This window comes from Haloarcula montana (assembly GCF_035666295.1).
Taxonomy (GTDB): Archaea; Halobacteriota; Halobacteria; order Halobacteriales; family Haloarculaceae; genus Haloarcula; species Haloarcula montana.
Map to the genome: position 1 here is coordinate 1,313,874 of NZ_CP142027.1, position 26,699 is coordinate 1,340,572.

Consider the following 26,699-nt stretch of genomic DNA (forward strand, 5'->3'; position numbering starts at 1 on the left):
ATGAGCAAACGGACGGAGTTTCTCGCCGGCGAGCGGCCCGAGGACGTCCTCTTTTACCTCCAGGAGGACGCGGTGTCGAACCCCGGTGCGCTGGCGGAGTACGCCGAACGCGTCGAAGACGGCCACGTGCTCGTCCTTCCGGGCGACGACGGCCGCAGCGCGTTCCAGTCGGCGACCGGTATCGACCCGATGGGGCTGGCACAGGCGGCGATGGGGACGGAAGGGACGATCCACGACGATCTGACCGGCGCTGTCTGTCCCGTCGCCGACGGGGAACCCGAGGAGGACCACACGACGAAGTTCGTCTTCGCCTTCGCGGAGGAACAGAACGAGGAGGTCGGCGGCCTCTACGCCGAGGGCGACGTGGTCCACGCGTACGCTGTCTGTGCCTGCGGCGAGCGCTACAGCGACAAGTGGGTCGTCGACGGGTAGGGGTCAGAGCCGGACTGGTTCGAGGAACTGTGTGAGCAGCGCCCGGGGGAGTCCCGTGGTGACAAACTGTCTAGTGTCAACAGTTACCTTCTCGGGCCGCCATCGCCAACGCAAGCATGAACGGAGAGCACGGTGTCGACGGCGCGGATAGCCGGTGGCGTCGGCCCCGGCCCGGTGACCGCCGATGAGAGCACTGGCCCGCGGGGCGAGCGAAACCGCACGTGTGTTGCTCGACCAACCACTGGTCGGAGCCGTCGTCGTGGCGACCGGTGTCCTCGCCGGCGCGGGTGCGGTGGTGGCGGGACAGTTCCCGGTGATCGGGGGCATCGCGTACCTCCTCCTCCAGCCCATGGTGTTCGCCGGCCTCCTCCACGTGGGGAACACCCCCGCCGACGGGAGCGTCAGCGGGCGGACCTACGTCGACGGCGTCCGGCGCTACACGATGGGGCTCCTGGGAACGGGGCTTCTCACCGGCGTCGTCTTCGCGCTGCTCGGTTGTCTGGCGTTCTTCGTCGTATTCATGGTTGGTTTTACCGGCGCCATCGGGCTGACGGCCGGCCTCGTCGTCGCGGCCGCACCGGTCGCCGTCATGGCGATCGCGTTACAGTTCGTCGACGCCTCGGTGGTCGTCGACGGCGACGGCGTACGCGGGGCGGTCGAACACAGTTGGGAGGTGCTGGCCCACCACCCGGTGTCGGTACTTGGCTATACGGCCGTCCGCGCGGTCTGTCTGGGGCTGCTCGCCGCCGTCGTCGCGCTGTCGTTCGGGGAGCAGGCTGTGCTCCCCAGCATCGGATCGGGGACGGCCAGGGCGGCACTACCCGCCGTGGGCTGCTGTCTGGCTGGCTACCTCGGTGTTGTCGCTCACGTCACCGTCTACCGACAGCTTCGCGGCTGACTCCCCCGGTGTGGCCGCCGCTCTCCCGGTCCCGGAGGGGACGGCTACCGGTTGATGCCGTTGCACTGGATCTCCTCGTGGTCGTCACCGTGGTCTTTCTCCTCGGGACGGAGGCGCACGTGGACGAACTCCGTCCCGGCCCGCGAGGTGGACGCCTCGGTCAGGTTCCCGGCGTCCCTGTAGGGTTCCATGTGGGTGTTGTAGCGATGCAGGATCGCATCCGGGTAGCGGGCGTAGAGGTCCCGCTGGACCGTCTCGGAGAACGCCCCTCGTTGGCAGTCGTCGACGGTCCAGAACGGGAACGGCTGCCGGACGAGCGCCTGCCCGAACGGGCCGGCCAATCCCTCCGAGAGCAGCGCGCGGACGTCCCCCTCGGTGGCCCGCTGCTGGACGAGGAACTGCCCGACATCGTCGGTCACCTCGTCGAGATCCGTCTGGCTGTGTCCGCCGGGGTCCTTGCTGCCGTTACGGACCTGTTCGACCTGGTCACGGAGGACACCCCAGGCGCCGCTGTAGAGCCTGAATGCGTCTCTCACTTCCGGCTCCGGCACACCGCCCTCTCCCAGGTTTGCGAAGACATCTATGTGCCGCCCCTCGTGAGTCGTGTCGACGTTCTCTTTCGGTTCCTCGTCCTCGCAGGTCCACTCGATCTCCGAGTCCGTTCCGGGGATCCAAACGTCCGGCCAGAAACACTTGACGACGTTGTCCGTCGGGAGAATCGCCACGAAGGCAGTCGACTGCATCTCCGTGGGTGAAACCGTCCCGGACGCGCGAATCCGCCTCCCACCCTCCTCGCTGTCGTCCGAACAGAGGAGGTGGACAGGCTCGATGTATGCCAGTTCGAACAGTCCCGAGACGGTCCCTCCGCCCCGCCAGAGCAGCGGCGGCTGGCCGTCGCTGATCGGGTCGTCGCCGCCCCTGAGTGCGCCGACCGCCTCGGGGACAGTCGAGAAGAACGACTCCGCCGAGAGCTTCCCGCGCGCGTTCTCGATCCGGCGTCTGGTCGCCTGGACGGCTCTGGCGCCACCCATGAGCCGACGGATGGTGTCGGCCGGGACCTTCTCTAGCTCGAACGTGCCGTCGTAGCGGTTTCGCAGCCGCGTCCGAGCGGTGTCTCCCTGCGGGTCCGTCTCCTCCATCTCGACTCTGACCCCGACGCTGACGTCGAGACGCCAGGTCTCGATGTCCTTGTACGTCCAGTTGGTGCCCGAGACCTCCCGGCAGTCTGCGCAGGATTCACAGTCCCAGCCGGTGCTAGTGCCGATCCGGTCGTGTGTCCAGGGGCCGCTGCCCCGCATGTACGAGCCGTCGGCGAGTGTGCGGCCGTCGTGGAACTCGACTGCGAGTTCTGCGAGCTGTCTCCCGACCGCAGTCCGGAACGACTCGTCGCCGGACCACGTGGTCGCCAGGAACTGCTGTCTGTTGCTGGCGACCCAGGACTCGAAGGCCTGCTTGAACGTCGAGACGTCCCTGACGTGGTGGATCTCGTGTTCGATCGCTCGGCGGAACATCTCACAGTAGGAGAGGCGACAGGCCTCGGTGAGTTCGTAGTCCGGACGCCAGTCGAGCACCTCGATCCGGGGCTGTGCCCTGTACGTACAGCCCGTGATATCCGATACCTGGACACCGAGCGTCTGGCTCCCCCCGATCTCTCCGTCGGTCTCGATGTTCTCCTGCGGGACGAAGACCCCCTGGTTGTAGTGAGTGATACCCGGCGTCGGGAGGCGTGAACTGTTCTGTGGTTGGGTATCCGCCCAGGAGAGATACTCCTCGCAGGACTCGACTTCGGCCGGCACGAGGTGGATGGTGTAACTCTCGCCGTCGTAGGGGTACGTGATGGTATCGGGCGTCTGGACGTCCGCCCAGGCGGGTGCCCCGGGGTCCCAGTCGTCCGGCCCGAGGTCGGTCACCCCGCCCCAGTCGGTCGTCGCCGTGGTCACCGCGCCGGCGCCGACACCCAGTCGGTGGAGCACCGCCCGTCGACTCAGATCGCCGTCGGTCATGGGCACCCACCGACCCGTCTCGGTACCGTCGACCGGCCCGCGATGTCACGAGTCATGTGAACGACTGCAGCACCGACCCAGATAAGCACTGACACTAAACGCCTAGATCCCGACGGAAACGACGCGTTCGGCGGTCGAAAGCAGGCTATCACGACACCGCTACGCGGTCGAGCATCTCGTGACAACCGAACCGATTGCCACATCGATCGCACTGCTGTCGTGCGATCGGGTATGCGTTGTGTTTTGATGGCTGCGATAGCTGTCGGTGATTTTACAATCGCGTGGTGTGTGCACCCACCTGTGTCGACCGACGAACAGCCGGATTCGGACCCAACCACTGCGGACACACCCGTCGAAGACGAGCCCGACGGAGGCGACGACGAGCCGGCAGACGGGGACGACGAATCGTCCGCGGTCGGGGAGGGTGACGGAGGCGACGACGGGCCGGACAGTCGAAAGAGCCGCCGTGCGGCCGCCGTGCTCGCGATCGTCCTCGGCGGGATCGGCGGGCACAAGTTCTACCTCGGCCGCGTCGAGCAGGGGCTAGTGTACCTCTGTCTCGCGTGGACGCTACTGCCCGCGCTGGCCGGTGTTCTCGAAGGTATCCGGTATCTCAGACAGTCCGACGAGGCGTTCCAGCGCCAGTACGGCGACTGAGAGAACGGCCGCTCGCGGTGACTACCGCTCCGTATCCATCCCTTCGTCCGCATCCTCCGGCAATCGCTTGAACGCGTCGACGATCGCCTGTTTCGCCACCGCACCGTGAGTCGTCCGAGTCCACCTTTTTGCGGCTCGGGTGGCCTACGGCCACCACTCACCGCAAAAACGTGGGCGAAAAAGCCGCTCGCTTCGCTCGCGGTGACTACCGCTCCGTATCCATCCCTTCGTCCGCATCCTCCGGCAACCGCTTGAACGCGTCGACGATCGCCTGTTTCGCCACCGCACCGTGAGTCGTCCAGTGGTGGGCGTAGTCCATCATGTCGTCGTAGATGTCGGGCTTGCAGCCGGCGGCCTTGGGGTGGCCGCCGCCGTTGACCTGGGCGGCGACCTCGTGGGCGCGCTCGAAGGAGTCGGTCCCGCGGATGGAGGCGGAGCCGGCGGGTTTGACGATGACAGCGGCGTCGGCGCCCTGTTCCCGCAGCGCCTCGGCGACTTCGTTCTGTGAACAGCGGCCGTAGGTCACCCCGACGGTCCACTCGCCGACCTCGCGCAGTTCCGCGCGGTCGACGGCCTTCTCGATCAGCGCCTCCTTCTCGACGCGCTTCTCGGCGAGGAACTCCTGGACCTCCGGCGAGAGATCGGCGCCGTGTGCCTGGATCGCCTCGATGTACTCCTCGGGGTCGGACCAGTAGGAGAAGTCCGCGAGGTCGTCACTGCGTTCGTCCTCGCGGATCCAGAGGTCGTGATCGCGGGTGACCGCCGCCAGATCGGCCCAGCGCTCGCCGAAGTCGTGGTCCAGTTCGGCCAGCGCCACGTCGGCGGTACAGACCTCGTCGCTGTCGCCGACGGTCCGCTCGACGCCGGCGCGGTCCACGAGCGCGCCGAGGTCCTCGTCCCACTGGTGGTGGTCGAACCAGACGACCCGCTCGATACGGACAGTGAGATCGTCGATCGCCGCCAGATCCTGTTCGCTGTCGGGACAGAGATCACAGACGAAGACGGTCGCGTCGGGTTCGGCGTACTCCGCGGTCCAGGCCAGTGCCTCGTCGAGTTCGTGCGGGCCGGCCGGCAGGAGCGCCCCCTCGCCGTGGGCCTCCCGAATCAACGCAGTACAGGCGAGTCCGTCGGCGTCGGGGTCGGCGATGACGACGACGCCGGCGTCGGCGAGCGTCTCGGCCGCCTCGGCCTCGGCCTGTTCCTCCTCGAACGAGTCCGGGACGAAAAACCCCTCCCCGGGGAGGACGGATTTCCGCTCGATAGAGAGACGGTCGTCGTCGATGAGCCAATCGTCCATGCTCGGTGATACCGCCCCCAGCCAATGAACCCCGCGATCCCGCGGCGATCAGACCTCGGCACGCTCAGGATTGGCCTCGCCGTCCAGTTGGCGGACGGTGAGGACCGGCATCTCCGCCTGCCGGACGATCGCCTCGGCGACGCTGCCCAACAGGAAGCCGTGTTCGCCGTGTCGGCCCCGGGTGCCGGTCGCGATGACGTCGGCGTCGTGTTCGTCGGCGTACCGGCAGATCTCGGTCGCCGGGTCACCCTGCCGGACTGCCGTGACGAGTTCCTCGTCGCTCTCGGCGGCCGCCGCCTCGCGGATGAACGCCAGCGCACGCCCGCCGGTCGTCGCCAGCGCCCGCTCTAGGGCGTCCCGGACCTCCTCGGGCGTGGCCTCGACTTCGGACTCGTCGACGACGTAGAGGCCGTGGACGGTCGCGTCGAAACGCGCGGCCAGATCAAGTGCGGCTTCGACGGCCCGCTCGGCGCTTCCTGACCCGTCGGTCGCGACGACCACCGTGTCGAACATACGGCTCCGTACCGCGGGCACGACCAAAAAGCCGCCCGTTCCTCGGTGGCTTTTTGCCACCACCACCCGACAGGAGAGCGTGATGGACATCGACCTCGTGCTCGTTCCGGTCGACGGGAGCGACCAGTCCGAGCGAGCGGCCGAGTACGCCGTCGCCGTCGCCGAGCGGTACGACGCGGATCTCCACCTGTTGTTCGTCCTCGACGAGCGACTGCGCCGGGATATCGACACCGAGCGCATCGATCCGGAGGCTGTCGCAGCCGACCACCGGGAGTTTACCGACGGAATCCGCCGAACCTTCGACGAAAACCATCCCGAAGGTACCCTCGAAACCTCGACCGCGACGGCCTTCTCACAGACCCGTCTCATGCAGACACCCGGCAGTGTCGTCCTCGATGTCTCGGAAGACGTCGGCGCGGATTTCATCGTCGTCCCGCGCGAACAGGGCGAACAGGACGCGGTCGGGCGCGCGGCGCTGTACGTCATCGAGTACGCCAGCCAGCCCGTCCTGTCGGTTTAGGCCAGCCGGATCGACATCTCGATCTCGAAGCTCTCGGCGTTTTGCGTCTCGAAGCCGGTTTTCCGGTAGAGTGCGATCGCCGGATCGTTCCAGCGCTCGACGGTGAGCCAGACCTTCTCGATGCCCTCGACCTGGCCCTGCCCGAGGAGCGTCTCCAGAAGCGCAGTCCCGATCCCCGTCCCCTGGAACGCCTGGAGGACGAAGATCGCGAGTTCGTAATCGCCCTCCTCGTCCGGGACAAACGTCGCGTGACCGGCCGCGACACCGTCCTGCAGGGCGACGACGTTGACACACTCGTCGCTGAGGATCGTATCGAGCCACCGCTCGATAGCGTGCTCTTTGACCGGCGGGATTCCCTGAGCCCGGTCGGCCGGATCGAAGTCGAGGTACATCTCCACCAGTCGCTCACGATCGGCCTCCCCGGCGACACGGAGCTCGATCTCCCGGCCCTCCCGATCCGTGACTGTCCGTGGCGGCGCGGGGAACTCGCCCGCCGGTTCGTCGGGAAACTCCGTCGTCATCGAACCAACGTGACCGGGGTCTGGGCGTTCAACAGGACGAACTCGACGATCGATCCCAACTGTATCTTCCCCAGCGTCGAGCGCTCGCCGCCGCCGAGGACGATCCGGTCGAACTCCTCGCGCTCGGCGGTGTGGACCAGCCAACTGCCGGGCGAGTCGCCCTCGACGTGGCGGATCTCCGCCTCGAACGCTGCGTCCGCGAGCGTCTCCTCGACGCGCTGCTCGATCGCCGAGGCGTCGGTGTCGACCTCCTCGTTGTCGAAGATCGCGATAGTCAGATCGTCACCGACCGCTTTCGCTCGCTCGACTGTCTCGTCGAGCGCGTGGTACGACAGCTGACTGCCGCCGACGCCGAGCAGTACGTTCATATCCGCACATATCCGGCAGCGCTCAAAAATCCACCTGACGCGGGCGACACGCTTTTTCGCCCCGACCACGCACACTCGCCCATGAAAGAGGGCGAACCGCCCGGCGAAGCCGGGCCGGGACCGACGGGCGACGAGGAGCCGACGACCGAGAGCGACAGCGCGGCGCCGGAGCCCGACCTCCCCCCCGACGTCCAGAAGTACGACCGGTTCAAGAAGATCGAGGGCGGGACCTACGACCGGGCGAACGACTTCCTGCGGGACCGAACCTACATCACGGCCCGGGAGTGGGCGATCGCCCGGCTGTGTGCGGATTTCCGGACCGAGACCGGGGTCGAGATGACCAAGATCGGCGAGAACCTCCCCGAACTGGTCCCGTTCATGACCGACACGTACACGCCACAGGCAGTCAACCAAGCCCGGGCGGCCTTCGAGGAGAAGGTCCGGAAGGCCGGCGCGACCTTCCTCTACGGGGCGATGTCGGATTTCTTCACTGCCGAGGAACTCGACGACGTGATGTACGAGGCCACGGAGGTCGCGAAGTTCCTGCTGGAGGTCGAGGGTGTCGACCTGGCCGTCGAGGAGGAACTGGAGGCCGAGGACCGGATCTCCGAGGTGATGCGGGAGGTCCAGGAACACTCGGCGGCGCTGCGCCACGACGAGGTGTGTTGCCCAGAGTGTGGGACGGAGTTCGAACCGGAGACGGACCAGTAACCGGCCGTCCCGAAACGGGGTTCGTGGTTCTCGGGTGTCCTCCGGCGGGGCGTTACTGATCGCCGGCGTGGAGCACGGTGACGGGGCGCTACAGCAGTTCCCCGTCGGCGTCCCGGACGTTCTGGCCGTCGTGAGGGTTAAACGACTCCTCGCCCTCGCCGTCGTAGACGACCGTCCCGCGGACCATCGTCCACTCGGGGAAGATCCCCTCGAACCCTTCGAAGGGGGTCCAGCCACAGTCGGTCCGGAGCGTGTCGCCGCTGATCGCGGTGGTCTCCGTGGTATCGACCAGAACGAGGTCGGCGTCGGCCCCGGGCTCGATCACCCCTTTCTGTGGTACGTCGAAGACCGCGGCAGGGTTCGTCGCCGTCAGATCCCGGACCCGTTCGTAGGACAGCGCCGTCTCCGGATCGCGGGCCTCGGCCAGCAAGAGTGGGAGCATCGTCTCGACGCCGGGCACGCCCGAGGGGGCCTCCCAGATGCTCTGGTCCTTCTCCGCGCGGGTGTGAGGGGCGTGGTCGGTCGCGATCATGTCGACGGTGCCGTCGGCGACCCGGTCGTACACCTTCCGGCGCCGGGACTCGCGCCGCAGCGGCGGGTTCATCCGGCCGAACGTGCCCAGTTCGTCGAGGTCCGTCCGGGACAGCAGGAGGTGATGCGGCGTGACCTCGGTGGTCATCCCGGCGTCGCTGGCGATGTCGATCCCCTCCGGGGTCGAGGTGTGGGCGATGTGGATGCGGGCGTTCCGGTCGGCGGCGATCTCACAGGCGCGTTCGACGGCGGCGGCCTCCGCCTCGGCGGTCCGGTAGGCGCTCCAGGCGTCGGCGTCGTCCCGGGCACGGGCGTCCTCGTTGAACCTGGTGGCGTCCTCGGCGTGGACGGTGACGGGGACGCCGGCGTCGGTGGCGGCGTCGACCGCCTCGCCGAACAGCTCGGTATCGATCCCCATGTCGCCCGTCGAGTCCGCGAGGAACACCTCCCCCAGCGCGAACAACCGCCGGGAGAGCAGCGAGTCGGGGTCCCAGTCGGCGGTGACCCCGCCGTTGATCCCCCAGTCGATCAGCGAATCGGCGGCGAACTCGCGTTTCCGGTCGAAAGCGGTACCGTCGACGGTCGGCGGGTCGGTGTTTGGCTGATCGACGACGGTGGTGACGCCGCCGGCCGCGGCCGCTCGGGAGCCCGTTTCCCAGGTCTCCTTGTGGGGATAGCCGGGTTGCCGGAAGTGGACGTGGACGTCGATCGCGCCGGGGAAGAGGCGTTTGCCAGAGGCGTCGAGGACGCGCTCGTCACCGGCGTCCAGATCACGGGCCACCTCGGCGATCGACTCGCCGTCGACCCGGACGTCGCGCTGGCTGCCGTCGGGGAGCGTGGCGGTACGGATGAGCATACGCCCTTCTGTGCCGGGTGTCCCCGTAAGTGTCCCGTTGTCCGGGAGCCGTGGGAGCTATACTGTCGGGGCCGGACAGTCGGCTGTGTCCACACGACCCGGGCGGGTTCCGTGGAACTCGCCGGTGTTGCGACTGGCGCTTGCGAGTACGCTCACCGCCGTCCTCGGCGTGACGCTCGTGAGTCCGCTGTTGCCGGCCATCGGCCGGGAGTTCGGCGTCCCCGACGCGCAGGCGAGCCTGATCATCACCGTCTACACGCTGCCCGGGGTCGTCCTCGCGCCGGTCGCCGGCGCGCTGGCCGATCGGTACGGCCGCCGGCCGATCCTCTCGGGGAGTCTCCTCCTCACCGCGGTCTGTGGCGTGGCCGTCGTCCAGGCCGACCGCCTGCCGGCCGTGCTGGTGCTCCGGACTGCACAGGGTGTCGGGGCCAGTGGCATCCTCAGCGTCGCTGTCACGCTGCTGGGTGACGCCTTCGAGGGACCACAGCGCAACGCGGCCCTGGGAGTGAACGCGGCCGCGATCTCGGTCGGCTCGGCGGTGTACCCGCTGCTGGGCGGCGTCCTCGGTGAGGGGGTCTGGCGGCGCCCGTTCTGGCTGTACGCCGTCGGCGTTCCCATCGCGGTACTGGCCTGGCGGGGGCTGGCCGCGCCGCCGTCGACGGCCGGCCGCGAGAGCGGACTGGCCTATCTCCGGAACGCGGTCGGGACGCTGCCGCGGACCGCGTGGCTGTTGTTCGGCGCCTCCTTCGCCGGCTACGCCCTGCTGTTCGGTGGCCTGCTGACGGCGGTCCCGTTTCTCCTGACGGACTCGTTCGGTCTCCCGGCGGCCCGGGTCGGCGTGATCCTCAGCGTCGGCGCCGTCTCGACGGCCGTCGTCGCGGCGGCGAACGGCCGGCTCGTCCAGCGCAGTCCCCCACAGCGGCTCGTCGTCGCCGGGTTCGGCTGCTACGGGGTCGGGCTGGTCGGGGTGTTCCTGGCCCCGACACCGCTTGCCGTCGCGATCGCTGCACTGGTCGTCGGCGCCGGCCAGGGGCTGACGCTCCCATCAATCGACGGGCTCGTCGGATCGCTGGCACCGGCCCGCTATCGCGCCGGTGTCTTCGGCGTCCGGACGAGTGTCATCGCGTTGGGCGCGACCGTCGGCCCGGCGGTGTTCGCCGCCGCCGGCGGCCGTGCCGGCTACCGGCCGACGCTGCTGGCCGGCGGGCTGTTCGCGCTCGCCTGTGCCGCCGTCGGGATCGGGCTTGGAGCCGGAGAGCCGTCGTGATCACTCGAAGGCGATCTCCGCCCGGTCGGTGACCTCGCCGAACAGCCAGTCGGCGTGATCGAGGGCGTACTCGCGGTGGTCGGCCTCGATGAAGCCGACGGCGTCCTCGACGAGCACCGGCCGGTAGTCCCGCAGGCCGGCGCTGGAGGCGGTGTGCAGGACACAGACGTTCGCCAGCGTCCCACAGATCACCAGGTCGTCGATCCCGTGAGCGTCGAGCCACCCCTCCAGTTGCGTCTCGTAGAAGGCGTCGTAGGTGTGTTTCTCGACGACCAGCTCCGCGGCCTCGGGGTCAAGTTCGTCGACGAGGGCGGCCTCCCAGGAGCCCTCGACGACGTGTTCGCCCCAGCGGTCGAACTCGTCGTAGTAGTGGGCGTCCTCGAACTGCTCGGGCGGGTGGACGTCACGGGTCAGGACCACGGCGGCGCCGGCCTCGCCGGCCCGCTCGACCAGGTCGGTGACTGGATCGATCGCCGCCTCGCTGTCGGGAGCGTAGAGGCTCCCCTCGGGGTGACAGAAGCCGTTCTGCATGTCGACCACGACCAGTGCGGTGTCGGCTGGATCGAACTGCATACACGGCGATACGGACGGGACACCTACCAACGTTTGTGGTCGTGGTAGCGTGGAACTTTTCACCGTCCTGCCCGTTGAGACGGTAGATGCGACGCCTCGCCGTTCTCGCCCTCTGTGCGGCACTGGTTCTCACCGGCTGTCAGGCACCCGGTTCGACCGGCGGACACGACAGCTTCGATGCAAGCAGCGACGGGGAGACGGCGACAGTACAGCCGACGACCGCCGCCGACGCACCGCCGGACCCACCGTCCGACCGCCTGGGGTGGGAGAACGGGTACTGGCACAACGAATCGATCCCGGTGACGACCGAGGACGGCCTCAACGAGAGCGAACGGGCGGCCGTCGTCGCTCGCTCGATGGCCCGGGTCGAGTACGTCCGGCGGCTGGAGTTCGACACGACCGTCCCGGTCGGCCTCGTCTCACGGGCGGAGTACCGCAACCGCAGCGGCGGCGGCGCCGGCGACTCGCTCCGGCGGTTCGACAACGCGAAGTTCGAGGCCCTGTTGTTGGTCGGCGAGGACCGCGGGTCGACCGCCGCCCAGGACAGTACCCTCGGCGAGAGTGTCCTCGGGTTCTACAGCGGCGGCCGGGACGAGATCGTCCTCGTGACGGAGTCCGAGACGCCCACGATCGACGAGTCGACGCTGGCACACGAACTCGTCCACGCGCTCCAAGACCAGCAGTTCGGCCTGGGGAGTGACGCACGGACCCGTGACGGCGTCCAGGGGCGAAACGGCCTGATCGAAGGTGACGCGACGGCCACCCAGCAGGCCTACGACGCCCGGTGTGGCGAGCAGTGGGACTGCCTGGCCGGTGGCGGCGGTAGCGGTGGCGGTGGCAACGGGGACCGCCACTTCGGGATCAACTTCATGCTGTATTTCCCGTACAGCGACGGTCCCGGGCTCGTGACCCACCTCCGCGATCAGGGCGGATGGGCGGCGGTCGGCGACGCCTACGGCGACCGACCCGACGGCGCTCGCGAGGTGATCTCCCCGAGCGAGTACCCCGACTGGGAGCCCGAGACCGTCGCCCTGCAGGACCGGACGAGCGACGACTGGGAGCGGGTCCGTCCCTCCGAGGACCGGAACCGACCGGACTACGCCGTGGTCGGCCCCTCGGCCATTGCGGCGTCGCTCGCCTACACGCTGACCGACGACTACAACGAATCGAGCGTCGTCGCCGCAACCGAGGTCATCAACTTCGAGGAGGGCGGGAGCGTCGATTCGTCGGACCCGTACAACTACGATCTGCCGGCGACCGACGGGTGGGCTGGCGGCCGAATGCACGTCTACAGCGACGGGTCGGAGACGGCCTACGTCTGGCGGACCGTCTGGGACAGCGAGCGGGACGCCGGTGAGTTCGCCGCCGCCTGGGAGGCCGCGCTGGCTCACTGGGGCGGGACCGAGCGGGCCGACGGGACCTGGGTCATCGCCGAGAACAGTCCCTTTGCCGACGCCGTCGCGGTCCAGGTCGACGGGCGGACCGTGACCGTCGTGAACGCGCCGACGGCCGACGAACTCGACGAGGTCCACGATGCGTAGGGAACTGCTCGTGGCGGTGGCGCTGGTCCTGGCCGGCTGTAGCGCCCCGGCACTCCCCGGGCCGATCGGCGGACCGTCCCATCCCGAGACGCCGACCGGGGAGGACGCCATCGGCTGGGAGAACGGCTACTGGTACGACGACCCGGTGGCGGTGACGACCGAGGACGGCCTCAACGAGAGCGAACTGGAGGCAGTCACGGCCAGAACGATGGCCCGCGTCGAACAGCTCCGTGGGCTGGAGTTCGAGTCGACGGTCCCGGTCGAGGTCATCTCCCGGGCGGAGTACCGCAACCGCAGCGGGTCCGGCGGGGGCGGCGCCGGGCCACCCCGAGACCCCTGGAACGACCAGGTCTGGGAGTCGCTGTTGCTCATCGGCGAGGACAGCGGGAGCAGCGAGGCGATCGACGACACCCTCTCGACTGCCGTCCAGGGCTTTTACTCGCCCAGCCGGGACGAGATCGTCGTCGTCGCCCCGACCGAGACGCCGGCCGTCGACCGGCGGACGCTGGCCCACGAACTCGTCCACGCGCTCCAGGACCAGCAGTTCGGGCTGAACGGATCGGCCGAGACACAGGACACGCAACTGGCACGGGACGGCATCGTCGAGGGCGACGCGAACTACGTGGAAGCGCTGTACGAACGCCGGTGTGGCAACGGCTGGCGCTGTCTCGACCGCCCCGAACGCGGGGGGTCGAGCGGTGGCGGTGGGGGAAGCAGCGTCAACGAGGGGCTGTTCACCGTCATCATCCAGCCCTACGCCACCGGCCCGCGGTTCGTCGACACGCGCCGCGAGAGCGGCGGCTGGGACGCCGTCAACACGGTCTACGAGGACTACCCCGACAGCTCCGAACAGGTGCTCCACCCCGAGAAATACCCCGAGGAGGAGCCGGTGAACGTCACCGTCCGTGACCGCTCGAACGACGAGTGGCGGCGGTTCGACCACGACCCCGTGGCCGATACCGTCGGCGAGGCGTCGATCTTCGCGACGATGTACCACAACAACCAGACCGACGCCGACCGCTACAGCTACGACAGCGCGCCCTCGGTCGGCTGGGGCGGTGACACGGTCGTCCCGTACCACGACGGCGATGGCAACGGCGGCTACGTCTGGCGCAGTACCTGGGACACGGAGGAAGACGCCCGCGAGTTCGCCCGGGCATACCGGACCGCGCTGGTCGAGGAACACGGCGCGACCCAGCCCCGCCAGAACGTCTACGTCGTCCCCGACTCCAGCTCGTTCGAGGACGCCTTCCACGTCGTCCGCCGGGGTGATACCGTCCGGATCGTCAACGGTCCGACCGTCGAGGATTTGGGCGAGATCCACGCGCCGGCCGGGTGATATCCGGATACGTCGGGAATACGGTTTTATCCATCCGTCCCCAAACGTTCACTATGGACACCTCCAAGAGTAGCGACACCGGCACGACGGAGCGGGGCGCGTGAGCGGGGAGCCACGGCGTCTGGGGATCGCTGTCGTCGTCGGGGCCAGCGGCCTCGCTGTCGCGTCGCTGGGCGCCAGCGACATCTACGTCGACGCGGTCCGACAGGGCGACCCGCTGTGGACCACGCTGGTCGAGAACTCGCTGTCGCTGTCGATCGCGCTCGCGCTGTGTTGGGCGGCCGTCTGGCTGTGGCGGGCTGCCTCCGGCCTTCAGGTCCGGCAGATGAGCCGGTGGTTCGGGGTCGCAGCCGGGGCGATCGTCGTCGTGTTGGCGGTCGTCGTCGGGAGTCAGTCGCTACAGTCACAGTTCAAGCCCGTCCTCGTCGCGGTCGCCGCGGGTGGGCTGACGCTGCTTGCGGGCCTGGGAATCGGGCGGTACGACGCCGATCGGATCGCCCAGCGGCGCGCGGTCGAACACGAGCGCGACAAGTTCGCGGCGCTGTTCGAGAACGTCCCGAACCCGGTCATCGCCGTCCAGTTCGAGCACGGGGAGCCACAGCTGGAGATGGCCAACCCGGCCTTCGAGGAGGTGTTCGGGTACACCGAGTCCGAGTTGGCCGGCCGTGACCTCCGCTCGAAACTGCGGCCACCCGAAGAAGAGGCCGAGCGGGTCGACAGGACCGAACGCTCCGTCGCACCACAGACCAGCGATAGCGACCTCGACTGGACCGAAATGGAGGTCACACTGGACACGGACTACGGCCAGCGGGAGTTCATCCGCGTGACCGCCCCCGCCGGCGACGGCAGTCCGGAGGCGGAATACGCCTACTACGTCGACGTGACCGAGCGAAACCAGCGCCGGGAACGGCTCCAGGTCCTCTCACGGACGCTCCGACACGACATCCGCAACCGCATGGACATCGCCTACGGCACCGCGGAAGTGCTCGAAGAGGACCTCGACGGCGACGCGGCGTCGCTCGCCGGCCAGATACAGACGGCGATCAGCGACCTCCAGCGGATCAGCGAGCAGACCCGCGAAATCGAACGCGTCGTCTCGGGGGAGTACGAGTCCTATTCGAGCCCGCTGTCGGCACTGGTCGCCGACGCCGTCGACGGGATCCGTGAGGAGTACCCGGCGGCGTCGGTACGCGTCGACCTGGGCGAGGTCCCTCCCGTCAGGGCCAACGACGCGGTCCCGGTCGCGATCGAGAACGTCCTGGAAAACGCCGTCGCCCACAACGACAGGCCCGAACCGAGCGTCGAGATCACCGCGTCCACGACGACCGACGGCGGGTACGTCACGGTACGCGTCGCCGACGACGGCCCCGGCATCCCACGATACGAGTACGAACTCCTCCAGGACGAACGGGACCGCTCCCAGCTCGAACACACCAGCGGGCTCGGCCTGTGGGAAGTGAGCTGGATCCTCCGGAACCTCGGTGGCTCGCTGGACTTCGCGGAGAACGACCCCCGCGGGACCGTCGTGGCGCTGACGCTGCCGAAAGCTGACGAACCGCCGACAGCCAGCAGGACGGAAAGCGACGGCCGGGATATCTCGGTAGACACATGATGTCACGATAGCCGTCAGTACCACTCATATACACAGTCTTATAGATGGGGTGACACGTACCGCGTGGATGTCCTCACTGTCTGACCCCACAGCCACCGACCGTCCAGCGGCGACAACCAGATGTCCGCTCTGTGACCACGACGGCGACGCGGAGACGGATATCTACGTGCATCTGCAGGTGAGCCACCGCAAGAGCGTGCTCAGCGAAGCGCTCATCGAGGCCGTCGACGACCAGCCGACCGCTATCGATCCGTAGCCGGCCCCCCGGACCACGTACCGACCGTGGTTCTTTTTCCCAGGCCCGCCCGAAGGCGGGGTATGACCGACGAATTCGACATCGTTCCACCCGAGGCGATCCGGTCGGGACGGGCGACGGACGCGTACTTCGACCGGACGATGGAGGCCCTGGAACACGCGGGCCGGAACCCCGACGTGGTTGCGGAGGTGACCGCCAACCAGTTCGCGACCGGCGACTGGAAGCTCCTGGCGGGCGTCCCTGACGCGGCCAGACTCCTGGCTGGCCGGAGCGTCGACGTCGACGCGCTCCCGGAGGGACAGCTGTTCGATGGCGGCCCAGTCATGCGGATCGAAGGGTCCTATCGGGAGTTCTGTCGGCTGGAGACCGCGCTGTTGGGCTTGCTCTCTCATCCGACCGGAGTCGCGACCAGCGCACTAGCGGCCAGACACGCCGCTCCCGACTCGACGGTACTGTCGTTTGGCTCCCGGCACGTCCACCCGTCGCTGGGGGCGATGGTCGAACGGGCGGCGCTGCTGGGCGGCCTGGACGGCTTCTCGAACGTCGCGGCCGGGGACGTGCTAGGCCGGGAAGCCGGCGGTACGATGCCCCACGCGCTGGTCATCTGTTTCGGCCGCGGCCACCAGGAGGAGGCTTGGCGGGCCTTCGACGAGGCCGTCCCCGAGGAGACGCCCCGCATCGCCCTGACCGACACTTACAGCGACGAGGTCGACGAGGCGCTGCGGGCGGCCGAGGCCGTCGACGATCTCGACGGCGTCCGCCTCGACACGACCGGCTCTCGGCGAGGGGACTTCCGGCACATCGTCCGGGAGGTCCGCTGGTCGCTGGACGCACACGGCCACGAAGACGTGGATGTCTTCGTCTCGGGCGGACTGGGGCCGACACAGCTCCGGGAACTGCGCGACGTGGTCGACGGGTTCGGCGTCGGAAGTTACGTCTCGAACGCCGACCCGCTGGACTTCGCGCTGGACATCGTCGAGGTCGACGGCGAACTGGCGGCAAAGCGGGGGAAACTCACCGGGACGAAGAGCGTCTACCGCACGCCAGACGGCGGCCATCACGTGGGACTAGCCGACCGTGAGGGTCCCGACGGGGCCGAATCGCTCATGGAGCCACTCGTCCGGGACGGCGAACTCGTCCGCGAGTTCGATCTCGACGACGCGATCGACCGAGCCCGCGAGGACGCCGCCGCGGTCGGGTTCTCCGACGGAGACTGCTAGCCGGTCGACGGCAGTCCAACACAGCAGTTTTGCCCGCCAGGCCCGAACGGATCGCTATGGTAGACCGCATCCTGAAGGTCAACGCGTACACGACCTTCGATCTGCTCGACGGCGCCGTCGAAGGCCACGGCTTCGACGAGGAGGCACTGGCAGTGTTGAACGTCACGGCACCGCGGAAGAACCCCGACCACGTCGAACTCCAGTTAGAGATGGACAACACCGATCTGGAGGCCGTCGAACCACACGCCGACAAAGTGACGCTATCGGCGGCCCAGGCTCGGGAACTCGCCGGTGAACTGGAGCGATACGCCGGGAAGGTCGAGGAGGCACAGGGGGAGTGAACGGTCGACAGTTCTTTGCTGTGGGGAGACATACCACGGATCATGTCGACCGACACACCCGGCAACCCCGCGGCACGGGAACTGGGCTTTTGCCCGTGTTGTGGGTACAAGACACTGCCCGAAGGACAGCCGGGGTCCTACGAGGTTTGTCCGGTCTGTCACTGGCTCGACGATCCGTTGCAGTTCAGCGACGAGGAGTACGTCAGCGATACCAACCACGTCTCGCTTTCGGCCGCTCGGGAGAACTTCCGGGAACACGGGGCGTCTACGCCCGACGCCGTCGACGACTGCAAGGAACCGGACGGCCAGGCACGGGACCCCAACTGGCCCTACGAGACGGATCGGTCAGGCCGCAAGTGAGATATCGAGATACAGCATGACGATCGTCCCGGCCATCAGCCCCAGCGTCGCCACCCGTTCGTGGCCGCTGGTGTGGGTCTCGGGGATGATCTCGTCGGAGATGACGAACAACATCGCGCCGGCGGCAAAGCCCATCGCGTAGGGAAGCAGCGGTTCGACGACCGTGACCGCGACGGCGCCGAGTACGGCCAGAGGGATCTCGACGACACCTGCCCGGACGCCGGCGAAGACAGCGTACGCCCGCCGGTTGAGGCCCGCGTTGATCGCCGCGACCGACACCGCCAGCCCCTCCGGGATGTTCTGGATGCCGATCGCGAGCATCAGCGAGATCGCACTCCCGAGTCTGGCCGGATCGCCCGCGGCGGCACCGAAGCCGACGCCGACGGCCAGCCCCTCGGGCATGTTGTGGAGGGTGATCGCGAGGATGAACAGGATGACACCGGCCAGACGCTCGTCGGCGATGGGGAGTGACTCCCCGGGGTCGGCGGCGTCGCTCCGGCGTTGCCCGGTCAGGAGGTAGTGAGCGTGGGGGACGAGTTTGTCGCCCTGGTCAAGGAACAACGCCCCGAGAGCGACCCCCAGCAGCGTCGGAACGGGGTTCCCACCCGAGTATTCCTCGATCCCAGGGATGATGAGGCTCGTGAACGCCGCGGCCAGCATCACGCCGGCGGCAAAGCCCAGCGCGACATCCATCGAGCGCTGGGAGGGGTTCCGCCAGACCAGCACCAGCGACGCCCCCAGGAGGTTCAGCGTCGCGATGACGACGCCGCCGACGAGTCCCGTGACGAGCGGGTCCGTCCCGACCACGTCGGTGAAGACGTCCACGAGCACTGATTGCATTCGTCTCGAACTGTGCGTCCGGAGGGCTTGTAGCTACCGGCGGTCGGTCTCGGAAGGCTTTTTTCCGCTGTCGGCGGAGAGTGGCGTGATGGACCGTGGCAGACGCAGTACCGCCCTGATCGTCGCTGGTATCCTCCTCGTCGTCGGCACGGTCGCAGTCGGCGCCGCGACCGCCCCCGAAACGAGTGTCGACGACGGCTCCCAGCAACGGACCCTCGTCGGTTCCCAAGGAGGCGACACCGGCTGGCACGCCGACGGAAGCGTCTACATGCTCACCGGCAGCGAGATCTCCTGGCGTATCGACGACGCCGACAGCTACTTCGACGTGACGCAGTTGCCCGACGGTCGGGTGATGGCCGGGTTCATGCATTCGGGTTACCAGGAAGGATGTGCCCCCTACGATCCGCCCTGTACCAAGACCGGGTTCCGGATCATCGATCCCGACGCCGACGGTGGCCCCCGGACCGTCGAGGAGTACGCCTTCCCCGTCCGGTACGCCACGAACAGCGAAACCCACGACGTCGAGCGACTCGACTCCGGGGAGTATCTCCTCTCCGACATGGAACACGAGCGGATCTTCACCGTCCGGGACGGCGAGGTGACCTGGCAGTGGAACGCCTCCTCCTTCTACGACACGCCGCCGGACCCGACCAGACGCGACTGGCTCCACATCAACGATGTCGACGCCGTCAACGAGACCCACTATCTCGTCTCGGTCCGTAACGCAAACCAGTTGGTTCTCGTCGAGCGCGGCGCGGGCGTCGTCGAGGTCGTCAACGAGGACGACGGGGGCAGCGACGACAGCTGTACGGTCCGTGACTCACAACTGAAAGACTTCGACGGCGACGGGGAGATCCGCTGTGGCGACCCGTCGGTGTTGGACCACCAGCACAACCCCCAGTGGCTCGGCCCCGACGCCGTCCTCGTCGCTGACTCGGACAACGACCGCGTCGTCGAACTCCACAAAGTCGACGGCGAGTGGGAACCCGCCTGGACGCTCTCCCGGGCCGGCGGCGTCCCGCTGCACTGGCCCCGTGACGCCGACCGACTCGACAACGGCAACACGCTCGTGACCGACACGCTGAACAAGCGGGTCTTCGAGGTAACCCGGAACGGAACCGTCGTCTGGAGCCGACAGACGCCCGACGACACGCCCATCGCGTACGAGGCCGAGCGACTGCCCGAAGGCGAACGCGTCGGCGCGCAGCGCTACACCGCCGACGGCGGTATCGAGGAAGCGGCCGGTGACGGCGTCCCCGGGCTCTCCCTGCTGCTCGTGAGTCTCCAGTCGGTCGCGCCCTGGACGCCGTTCTGGTTCGCGGAACTGCATCTGGGGCTGACGCTGGTCGGCGTCGTCGCCGTCGTGGCCGGGGGCGTCGACCGACTCCGGGAACTGCGTCAGTAGCGACCTGCGGTCCCTATCGCGGTTTGTACGGGGTTACGGCCCGGTTCCGGACGGTCCACCGGGACCGATCTCGTCGCGGACGACGAAGTAGAGGACCCAGACGACGACTCCCCCGAGGAACCCGCCGAGGACGGCCGCGGAGAACGAACCGGCGGCCCACGCGAGCGCGTGGCTGCTGTTTCTGTCGGCGGCATCCCGGTAGATGAACACGGAGACGACCAGCGGGACGAGCAACAGCAGTCCGAAGATCAGGAGGAGGATGACGAGTTCGGCTGCGCCTGGAAGGCCTATCTGGAGGGAGGGCAACATACCTCGGGGATGTCACAACAAGAACAAAAGCGTTCCCGTTAGTGAACGACGACGTGATCGCCCAGTCGGAGCCGGCTTTTTGTCGCCCGGCAGCGACGTTCGGACGTGCGCTGGCAGCTCACCCCGCCGGACTGGTCCGTCTTCGAACCGTACAGCGAACTGTTCTCGGACGTGACGGTGTTCGTCGTCGTCGCAGTCGTGGCCATACTACTGGCGCGAGCCCTCGTCGTCCCGCTCGCTGTCCGGGTGGTCCGGAACCGGAACCGGAACAACCCGACGCTGATCAGTGCCACAGAGACCTATCTCAACGTCGCGACGATCGGAATCGCGGTCTTGCTCGGACTGATCGCCGCCGGCCAGGCGAAGTTCCTGTTGAACACCGACTCCGCGATCCTGGTCGCCGCGTTGACGTTCACACTGGGTGTGGCTGGCCAGCAGGTGTTCGGCTCGCTGATCAGCGGCATCTTCCTGGTCGCCGACCCGGATTTCAACGTCGGCGACTGGATCAGTTGGCCCGGCGGCGAGGGGCACGTCGAGGCGGTCGACTTCCGCGTGACACGGATCAGGACCCCCGACAACGAGACCATCACCGTTCCGAACACGGAGTTGACAAACAACGCGCTGACCCGGCCGTTCGGTCGTGACAGCTACCGGATCACCGAGGACGTGTTCGTCGCCTACGGGGAGGATACCGAACACGCGCTGCTGGAGCTCCAGCAGGTGGCGACGAACCACGACCGTGTCGCTACGGAGCCCGCACCGGCCACCCGTATCGTCGAGATGGGACCCGACAACGTCACGATCAGGGCGGAATTCTGGATCGACGACCCCGCGAGCGGGGACGCCGCCGAGGTGGCCTCGGCGTTCAGGCGGCGGGTGAAACGGCGGTTCGACGAGGAAGGGATCACCCTCGGCCCGCCCGCGGGACGGGAGCTGTCGGGCTCGGTGACGGTCACCGAAGAGTCGGCGTAGTCAGAACGGCCCGGAGTTACCGATCAGCCGTCGCATCTCCATGGCCGAACTGAAGTCCTGCCGGGAGACGACACGGGTCCCCGACGGACCGTCGACGAGGGCGGCGCCGGAGCCGCCGGTGTCCAGTTCGACCAGTGCGTCGAAGGCACCCATCGTCTCCTCGAACCGTGGGAGATCCGTCTCCATCAGGTCCGCGACGGTGTCGGCCTCGCGTTCGGCCTTCGAGAGCGCGCGGAAGTCCTGGACGGTGACGACACCGACGACATCGCCGCCGTCGGTGACGGTGAACTCGGTCGTGCGGTCGGCGAACATCCGGTCGACGAGTTCCTCGACGGTAGCACTGGCCTCGACAGTCGCGGTCGCCGGGCGGGCCACATCACCGACAGTGAGCCCCTCCAGTAAGTCCGCCAGTGCGACGGTCCGGGACTCGCCGGTCGCGGCCCCGTAGATGAACAGGGCGAGCAGGAGCAAGAGCGGGGAGAACGAGAGCACCCCGACGACAGCAAAGAGGACGGCGAAGACCGTCCCGATGCGGGCGGCGATCCGGGTCGCCGAGGCGTACGGTCGGTTCCGGGCCAGCAGCGCCCGCAGGACTCGGCCGCCGTCCATCGGGAACGCCGGGAGCATATTGAACACCGCCAGGACGACGTTCGTGACCGCCAGCCAGCCGACGACGAACAGCACCACGGTAGCGCTGGCCGGTAAGATCAGGAGGGCGGCGTAACAGACCGCTCCGACGAGGATGCTCGTGATCGGGCCGGCGACCGCGATCCAGAACTCGCGGTCCCACTCGCGGGGGATGGTCTTGAAACTGGCCAGCCCGCCGAGGATCCACAGCGTGATCGACTCCGTTTCCAACCCGTAGCGCATCGCGGCGTAGGAGTGGCCCAGTTCGTGGAGCGCGACGCTGGCGAACAGGCCGATCGCCGCCGCCCCGCCGATGAGCCACGGCGTCGACCCGGCCTGGAGCCGGGCCAGGTCCAGTTGCGTGCCCGCGAGCACCGAGACGATTCCCGCGTACACCTCGATCTGTGCGGTACTGGAGATGAGCCAGGCCAGCACCGGCAGGAAGATCAGCAGCGAGAGGCTGATACGGATCGGGATACCCCAGATCGTCGTGAGATGGAAGTTTCGCACATCAGGTATCGGGAGCCGAGCGGGCTAATGGTTTACCCCTACACGCCGGGGACACCGACGATCCGGACCCCGAGTGAGAGAAACTGGAGGAGCCCCAACACGAGCAGCGAGGTCAGCCACGCCACGAACGCGATCGCGCCGGCGTTCAGCCAGCCGCCCTCGTACTGGACGTTGATGACGCCGACGTAGACCAGCAGGCCCACGAGCGGGCCGAGCAGGGGAATCCAGCCGACAAACAGTGAGACGACACCCCACGCGAACCAGGCGATCGCCGCCGTCATGAGGGCCTTGCCGTATGTGCTCGATCCGACGATCAGCGATGCGCCGACGTGGATCGCCAGGCCGCCGACGAGCAAACCGACCACGAACGAGAGGACGAGTCCGAGGACCATACCGGCGATAGGTCGCCCGGACTTAGGAACGTTCGGGCCACGGTGGAAGTTTTATCTCACCCCACAGCGATAGAATCACTGTCATGAACCGAACCCGGCTCCTCCCGGTCGGCCTCGCCGCCGCGGGTCTCGTGACGGTGCTGGTCGGAATCCACACCGAGTTGCTGCACGCCAGATCGATGTACGACTTTACGATCACGACAGGATGGGGCCGCGTTCCGGGCCAGCCCCGCCTGCTCCACTCGCTCAACCACGAGGAGCGACTGCTGGCCCAGCTGGCCGGCGTCGGCTTGGTCGGATCGATCCTCGCGATGCGGTGGCGACAGGCGGCCGCGATCCCGGTCCTGATGGGCGGTGTCGTCCTCTTCTATCCCGTCCGTACCGTCCTCCACTATCTCGGGGACCCACGAACCGGCGTCTACACCGGCGTCGTCCCGGTCGGTGACCCGACGGGACGGGTCGTCTTCGGCGCGGAGCCGTACCTCCTCGTCCTCGGTGGCGTGCTGTTGCTCGCTGCGGGGGTAGCGGGCTGGTGGCTGTCGCCAACCGCTGCGACCGACGAGGAGACGAACGGAGCGTTGGTGGGGTAAGCCTGCGTATCTTGCCCGGAGTGCGGTGCTTTCGAGCGAGCGAAGTATACGGTAGCCGGGTGGGCGTCGAATTTTCACGATTGAGAATTTCTCGGAAAGAGGTATTACCGAGTTTCCCACTGGTCGGTGTATGGCACAGTACGAATCAGCCTTCCTGACCATCGAATGGGACGGTTCGATCGAGGCAGTGATAATGAATTGGACCGACTTCGCGGAGGGCGAGGAATACCGCGAGGGACTGAACAAAGGGCTGGAAGTGATCGAACAACACGGGGCGGAGAACTGGTTGGCCGATCTCCGGGAGATGGGGGCAGTGTCACAGGAGGATCAGGAGTGGACGCGAAACGAATGGCACCCGCGGGCGTTCGAGACGTCGTTGACGAACATGGCCATCATCCAGCCCGAAAGCGTCGTCGCCGAGATGTCAGTCGACGATCTCGTACAGGAGATCGGGGAAGAGACCACGATACAGATCTTCGACAATAGGGAAGACGCGAAGACCTGGCTCGACGAACAGTGAGGGCTTCCGGCGGAGATGGCGTCGTCCGTGCTGCTCTCGTCCGCGATATGAATTGGGGACGGGAACTGTCAGCCACCGCTGACTGTAACTAATCGAGGCGATTCGTTGCCACGGCTGGCGACCGTATCGACGGATCGGACAGCCAACAGGACGAGTCGAACGCAAGACTCAGCAGGGAGGCCGCCGACACCCCGGTATGGTTGATTGGGGCGTGTACCTGGTGACACAGGCGTCGCTGTCGGAGGGTCGAACGACCGCCGAGATCGTCGAGCAGGCGATCGCGGGCGGTGTCGGGGTCGTCCAGTTGCGCGAGAAGGACCGGTCGGCCCGCGAGCGGTACAAACTGGGCCGGCAGCTCCGGACACTGACCCGGGAGGCCGGTGTGACCTTCGTCGTCAACGACCGGGTCGATCTCGCGCAGGCGGTCGACGCCGACGGGGTCCACCTGGGTGACTCGGACCTGCCCATACCGGTGGCCCGCGAGTTGCTCGGCGAGGACGCCGTCGTCGGCCGGTCGGTCTCGTTCGTCGAGGACGCTCGCGCGGCCGAGGCGGCGGGCGCGGACTATCTGGGCGTTGGCGCGGTGTACGCCACCGGCTCGAAAGCCGACATCGAGGACGACGAGTACGCCGTCGGAACCGACCGCCTCGGGGAGATCGCCGCCGCCGTCGACATCCCGGTGGTCGGGATCGGCGGGGTCACCGCCGACAACGCAACCGAGGTCGTCGCGGCCGGTGCCGACGGCGTGGCGGTCATCACCGCGATCACGGGCGCCGACGACCCCGAAGCGGCGACACGGGAGTTGCGCGAGGCCGTCGAACGAGGCCGCAGCGAGCGGTAGGGACGGGGCCACACGGAGCAGACAGAGATATTTATCGAGCGGATCGAACGGCAAACATGTGTCCCTCCAGACGGACGCTCCTCCGGCTGACGGGAGCGGTGGTCACGACGATCCTCGCGGGCTGTAGCGCCATCGGGTCCCAGCGGTCGGCATCGGGGTCGAGTGATCCCGACACCGAACAGGCGACGCCCGACCCGTCGGCCGCCGAGCGGTTCGCGGTCCGCTTGCGCGGCCCCGAGACTGACCGGGTACTGTTTACGGGCGACGATATCGGGTCGATCGGGTCGGTCGAACGCCGATCGAGCGCCCCGGGGTTTACGATCACACTCACCGACGCCGCGCGGCGGGACGTGGCCAGGACGTTCCAGACAGCCGGCGTCACCGAGTCGCCCGGCGAGTTCGAGATCGTCCACACCGACGCCGACCGGCGCTACGACATCTCGGACGGGCTGGCTGTGGCCATCGCCGAGGGCGAGTGGGACGGGCAACTCAGACTGACCTACGCGACCGAAGAGCGGGCGATGTCGGCGCGGGAGCGACTCGTCGGCGCCACGTGAGCGGTGCCGTCGGTCAGGCCAACCGCTCGCGCAGGTCGGCTTCCCGGACGACGTAGGTGAACGCGGACGATCCGTCGACGAGGACGTGTGGGACCGTCTCGCCGTACTCGTCCTGTAGCTGTGGGTCCTCGTCGACGTCGACCAGATCGAGGTCGACCGAGGCCTCCGTCTCCGCGGCCACGCGTTCGATCGTCTCGATAGCCTCCTCGCAGAGGTCACAGTTCTCGCGCGTGTAGACGGTGATCGACGTAGCACTCATAGCCGGTCGTAGACCCTCGACGGGTAAATGCACTGGCGATGCCCTTCTGTAGGTCGAGCCACTAACGGGGGTAATGGGAAATTGGTCAGTCGCGGAGATGCCCTCACTCGACGGACAGACCGTCGTCGTGACGGGCGCCAACAGTGGACTCGGCTTCGAGGGAACGAAGGCATTCGCGCGGAAGGGCGCGACGGTCGTGATGGCCTGCCGGAGCATCGAGCGCGGTCAGCAGGCCGCCTCCGAGATCGAACGGACGGTCGCCGACGCCGACCTCGACGTTCGACAGTGTGATCTGGCCTCGCTGGACAGCGTCGCGGCGTTCGCCGAGAGCGTCCGGGACGACTACGCGGTCGATATCCTCTGTAACAACGCCGGAGTGATGGCGATCCCCCGCCAGGAGACAGCGGAGGGCTTCGAGAAGCAGTTCGGCGTGAACCACCTGGGCCACTTCGCCCTGACCGGCCAGCTCTGGCCGGCACTGCGGGCCAGCGACGGGGAGGCGCGGGTCGTCACCCAGTCCAGCGGCGCCCACGAGATGGGCGAGATGGACTTCTCCGATCTGCTGTCGGAGCGCTCCTACGGGAAGTGGGCGGCCTACGGCCGGAGCAAGCTCGCGAACCTCCTCTTCGCCTACGAACTCCAGCGCCGGATCGACGACACCGGGGTCGACGACGTCCTCAGCGTGGCCTGTCACCCGGGCTATGCGGATACGAACCTCCAGTTCCGCGGCCCGGAGGAGATGGGGTCGAACCTCCGGCTGGCCGGGATGAAAGTCGCCAACGCACTGTTCGGACAGTCCGCCGAACGGGGGGCGTTGCCGATGCTGTACGCCGCGACCGCCGGGACAGTCATCGGGGGCGAGTACGTCGGTCCCGACGGCCTGCTGGAGATGCGCGGCGATCCAGAGTTCCAGCAATCCAACGAGGCCTCGCGTGACGAGGGGGCCGCGGCGAAGCTCTGGGATGTCTCCGAGGAGCTGACCGGCGTCGACTTCGAGGTCGCGTAGCACCAGCTTTTCCAGCCACCGTTGAGTACGGCCGGCCATCCAATGCAAACAGCCA

Annotated in this window: 32 protein-coding genes; 20 read left to right on the forward strand and 12 right to left on the reverse strand. The window is 67.8% G+C overall.

What is annotated here, in order from left to right; translation table 11 throughout:
- Together VJ109_RS06725 and VJ109_RS06730 are read left to right on the forward strand one after the other, a co-directional pair.
- Positions 1-432 carry a DUF5807 family protein gene (locus tag VJ109_RS06725; protein WP_324760007.1) on the forward strand — a complete coding sequence of 144 codons (432 nt, stop codon included), beginning with the start codon at positions 1-3 and terminating at the stop codon, positions 430-432.
- Positions 433-616: 184 nt separating this feature from the next.
- On the forward strand, positions 617-1,330 hold the full coding sequence (locus tag VJ109_RS06730; protein WP_324760008.1) for a DUF7847 domain-containing protein: 714 nt from the start codon (positions 617-619) through the stop codon (positions 1,328-1,330).
- Between the two features lie 44 nt (positions 1,331-1,374).
- Here the strand turns inward: VJ109_RS06730 and VJ109_RS06735 are convergent, their stop codons facing one another.
- The gene (locus tag VJ109_RS06735; RefSeq protein WP_324760009.1) at positions 1,375-3,333 is read right to left on the reverse strand and encodes a hypothetical protein; all 1,959 of its coding nucleotides are present in this window, start codon (positions 3,331-3,333) and stop codon (positions 1,375-1,377) included.
- Between the two features lie 300 nt (positions 3,334-3,633).
- Here VJ109_RS06735 and VJ109_RS06740 point away from each other — a divergent pair, with 300 nt between their 5' ends.
- Entirely contained in the window at positions 3,634-3,990 is a 357-nt protein-coding gene (locus VJ109_RS06740; protein WP_324760011.1) for a TM2 domain-containing protein, read from the forward strand.
- Between the two features lie 205 nt (positions 3,991-4,195).
- Here the strand turns inward: VJ109_RS06740 and VJ109_RS06745 are convergent, their stop codons facing one another.
- Together VJ109_RS06745 and VJ109_RS06750 are read right to left on the reverse strand one after the other, a co-directional pair.
- Positions 4,196-5,287, reverse strand: a complete 1,092-nt coding sequence (locus tag VJ109_RS06745) for a DHH family phosphoesterase (protein WP_324760013.1) — start codon at positions 5,285-5,287, stop codon at positions 4,196-4,198.
- A 48-nt stretch (positions 5,288-5,335) separates the two neighbouring features.
- On the reverse strand, positions 5,336-5,800 hold the full coding sequence (locus VJ109_RS06750) for a universal stress protein (protein WP_324760014.1): 465 nt from the start codon (positions 5,798-5,800) through the stop codon (positions 5,336-5,338).
- An 82-nt stretch (positions 5,801-5,882) separates the two neighbouring features.
- Here VJ109_RS06750 and VJ109_RS06755 point away from each other — a divergent pair, with 82 nt between their 5' ends.
- Entirely contained in the window at positions 5,883-6,320 is a 438-nt protein-coding gene (locus VJ109_RS06755) for a universal stress protein (protein WP_324760015.1), read from the forward strand.
- Here the strand turns inward: VJ109_RS06755 and VJ109_RS06760 are convergent.
- Both VJ109_RS06760 and VJ109_RS06765 read right to left on the reverse strand, forming a co-directional pair.
- Entirely contained in the window at positions 6,317-6,841 is a 525-nt protein-coding gene (locus VJ109_RS06760) for a GNAT family N-acetyltransferase (protein WP_324760016.1), read from the reverse strand. The two genes, VJ109_RS06755 and VJ109_RS06760, sit on opposite strands and share 4 nt — an antisense overlap.
- The gene (locus tag VJ109_RS06765) at positions 6,838-7,209 is read right to left on the reverse strand and encodes a universal stress protein (protein WP_324760018.1); all 372 of its coding nucleotides are present in this window, start codon (positions 7,207-7,209) and stop codon (positions 6,838-6,840) included. Before VJ109_RS06765 ends, VJ109_RS06760 begins: the two co-directional genes overlap by 4 nt.
- Before the next feature lie 81 nt (positions 7,210-7,290).
- On the opposite strand from VJ109_RS06765, the gene VJ109_RS06770 reads away from it, so the two are divergent.
- The gene (locus VJ109_RS06770; RefSeq protein WP_324760019.1) at positions 7,291-7,920 is read left to right on the forward strand and encodes a DUF5806 family protein; all 630 of its coding nucleotides are present in this window, start codon (positions 7,291-7,293) and stop codon (positions 7,918-7,920) included.
- 88 nt (positions 7,921-8,008) lie between these two features.
- Here VJ109_RS06770 and VJ109_RS06775 read toward each other — a convergent pair whose 3' ends face one another.
- On the reverse strand, positions 8,009-9,307 hold the full coding sequence (locus tag VJ109_RS06775; protein ID WP_324760021.1) for a dihydroorotase: 1,299 nt from the start codon (positions 9,305-9,307) through the stop codon (positions 8,009-8,011).
- 85 nt (positions 9,308-9,392) lie between these two features.
- Between VJ109_RS06775 and VJ109_RS06780 the strand changes: the two genes are divergently transcribed.
- Positions 9,393-10,574 carry an MFS transporter gene (locus tag VJ109_RS06780; protein ID WP_324760023.1) on the forward strand — a complete coding sequence of 394 codons (1,182 nt, stop codon included), beginning with the start codon at positions 9,393-9,395 and terminating at the stop codon, positions 10,572-10,574.
- On the opposite strand, the gene VJ109_RS06785 is transcribed toward VJ109_RS06780, so the two are convergent.
- Positions 10,575-11,147 (reverse strand): cysteine hydrolase family protein, encoded by a 573-nt coding sequence (locus VJ109_RS06785; protein ID WP_324760025.1) that lies wholly within the window; start codon positions 11,145-11,147, stop codon positions 10,575-10,577.
- Positions 11,148-11,233: 86 nt separating this feature from the next.
- Between VJ109_RS06785 and VJ109_RS06790 the strand changes: the two genes are divergently transcribed.
- From VJ109_RS06790 to VJ109_RS06820, 7 genes are all read left to right on the forward strand, one after another.
- Entirely contained in the window at positions 11,234-12,688 is a 1,455-nt protein-coding gene (locus VJ109_RS06790; protein WP_324760026.1) for an Hvo_1808 family surface protein, read from the forward strand.
- Positions 12,681-14,027, forward strand: coding sequence for an Hvo_1808 family surface protein (locus VJ109_RS06795; RefSeq protein WP_324760027.1), 1,347 nt, complete (start codon positions 12,681-12,683; stop codon positions 14,025-14,027). Before VJ109_RS06790 ends, VJ109_RS06795 begins: the two co-directional genes overlap by 8 nt.
- A 100-nt stretch (positions 14,028-14,127) precedes the next feature.
- The gene (locus tag VJ109_RS06800) at positions 14,128-15,639 is read left to right on the forward strand and encodes a PAS domain-containing sensor histidine kinase (RefSeq protein ID WP_324760029.1); all 1,512 of its coding nucleotides are present in this window, start codon (positions 14,128-14,130) and stop codon (positions 15,637-15,639) included.
- 67 nt (positions 15,640-15,706) lie between these two features.
- Positions 15,707-15,895, forward strand: a complete 189-nt coding sequence (locus VJ109_RS06805) for a hypothetical protein (RefSeq protein WP_324760031.1) — start codon at positions 15,707-15,709, stop codon at positions 15,893-15,895.
- 62 nt (positions 15,896-15,957) lie between these two features.
- Positions 15,958-17,115, forward strand: coding sequence for a nicotinate phosphoribosyltransferase (locus VJ109_RS06810; RefSeq protein ID WP_324760032.1), 1,158 nt, complete (start codon positions 15,958-15,960; stop codon positions 17,113-17,115).
- A 56-nt stretch (positions 17,116-17,171) separates the two neighbouring features.
- Positions 17,172-17,456 (forward strand): DUF6360 family protein, encoded by a 285-nt coding sequence (locus VJ109_RS06815; protein WP_324760034.1) that lies wholly within the window; start codon positions 17,172-17,174, stop codon positions 17,454-17,456.
- 42 nt (positions 17,457-17,498) lie between these two features.
- Positions 17,499-17,816: a CPCC family cysteine-rich protein gene (locus VJ109_RS06820; protein ID WP_324760036.1), complete on the forward strand. Its 318-nt coding sequence runs from the start codon at positions 17,499-17,501 to the stop codon at positions 17,814-17,816.
- On the opposite strand, the gene VJ109_RS06825 is transcribed toward VJ109_RS06820, so the two are convergent.
- Positions 17,802-18,656 (reverse strand): ZIP family metal transporter, encoded by an 855-nt coding sequence (locus VJ109_RS06825; RefSeq protein WP_324760038.1) that lies wholly within the window; start codon positions 18,654-18,656, stop codon positions 17,802-17,804. The genes VJ109_RS06820 and VJ109_RS06825 overlap by 15 nt on opposite strands.
- An 88-nt stretch (positions 18,657-18,744) precedes the next feature.
- On the opposite strand from VJ109_RS06825, the gene VJ109_RS06830 reads away from it, so the two are divergent.
- On the forward strand, positions 18,745-20,061 hold the full coding sequence (locus VJ109_RS06830; RefSeq protein ID WP_324760039.1) for an aryl-sulfate sulfotransferase: 1,317 nt from the start codon (positions 18,745-18,747) through the stop codon (positions 20,059-20,061).
- A 33-nt stretch (positions 20,062-20,094) separates the two neighbouring features.
- Here the strand turns inward: VJ109_RS06830 and VJ109_RS06835 are convergent, their stop codons facing one another.
- Positions 20,095-20,370: a hypothetical protein gene (locus VJ109_RS06835; protein WP_324760040.1), complete on the reverse strand. Its 276-nt coding sequence runs from the start codon at positions 20,368-20,370 to the stop codon at positions 20,095-20,097.
- A gap of 105 nt (positions 20,371-20,475) precedes the next feature.
- Between VJ109_RS06835 and VJ109_RS06840 the strand changes: the two genes are divergently transcribed.
- Complete coding sequence (locus tag VJ109_RS06840) at positions 20,476-21,342, forward strand: mechanosensitive ion channel family protein (protein WP_324760041.1); 867 nt, start codon at positions 20,476-20,478, stop codon at positions 21,340-21,342.
- Here the strand turns inward: VJ109_RS06840 and VJ109_RS06845 are convergent, their stop codons facing one another.
- A complete protein-coding gene (locus VJ109_RS06845; protein WP_324760043.1) occupies positions 21,343-22,479 on the reverse strand; it encodes a site-2 protease family protein in 1,137 nt (378 codons plus the stop codon).
- A 38-nt stretch (positions 22,480-22,517) separates the two neighbouring features.
- A complete protein-coding gene (locus tag VJ109_RS06850) occupies positions 22,518-22,871 on the reverse strand; it encodes a hypothetical protein (RefSeq protein WP_324760044.1) in 354 nt (117 codons plus the stop codon).
- Positions 22,872-22,954: 83 nt separating this feature from the next.
- Here VJ109_RS06850 and VJ109_RS06855 point away from each other — a divergent pair, with 83 nt between their 5' ends.
- The 4 genes from VJ109_RS06855 to VJ109_RS06870 all read left to right on the forward strand — a co-directional run bounded on the left by VJ109_RS06855 (position 22,955) and on the right by VJ109_RS06870 (position 25,379).
- Positions 22,955-23,461 (forward strand): hypothetical protein, encoded by a 507-nt coding sequence (locus tag VJ109_RS06855; RefSeq protein WP_324760046.1) that lies wholly within the window; start codon positions 22,955-22,957, stop codon positions 23,459-23,461.
- 130 nt (positions 23,462-23,591) lie between these two features.
- Complete coding sequence (locus tag VJ109_RS06860) at positions 23,592-23,981, forward strand: STAS/SEC14 domain-containing protein (RefSeq protein WP_324760047.1); 390 nt, start codon at positions 23,592-23,594, stop codon at positions 23,979-23,981.
- 196 nt (positions 23,982-24,177) lie between these two features.
- Positions 24,178-24,822, forward strand: a complete 645-nt coding sequence (gene thiE / locus VJ109_RS06865; protein WP_324760048.1) for a thiamine phosphate synthase — start codon at positions 24,178-24,180, stop codon at positions 24,820-24,822.
- Positions 24,823-24,878: 56 nt separating this feature from the next.
- On the forward strand, positions 24,879-25,379 hold the full coding sequence (locus VJ109_RS06870; RefSeq protein ID WP_324760050.1) for a hypothetical protein: 501 nt from the start codon (positions 24,879-24,881) through the stop codon (positions 25,377-25,379).
- Positions 25,380-25,392: 13 nt separating this feature from the next.
- Here the strand turns inward: VJ109_RS06870 and VJ109_RS06875 are convergent, their stop codons facing one another.
- Positions 25,393-25,638: a glutaredoxin family protein gene (locus VJ109_RS06875; protein WP_324760051.1), complete on the reverse strand. Its 246-nt coding sequence runs from the start codon at positions 25,636-25,638 to the stop codon at positions 25,393-25,395.
- 73 nt (positions 25,639-25,711) lie between these two features.
- Here VJ109_RS06875 and VJ109_RS06880 point away from each other — a divergent pair, with 73 nt between their 5' ends.
- Positions 25,712-26,644, forward strand: a complete 933-nt coding sequence (locus VJ109_RS06880; RefSeq protein WP_324760052.1) for an oxidoreductase — start codon at positions 25,712-25,714, stop codon at positions 26,642-26,644.
- Positions 26,645-26,699 lie beyond the last annotated feature (55 nt).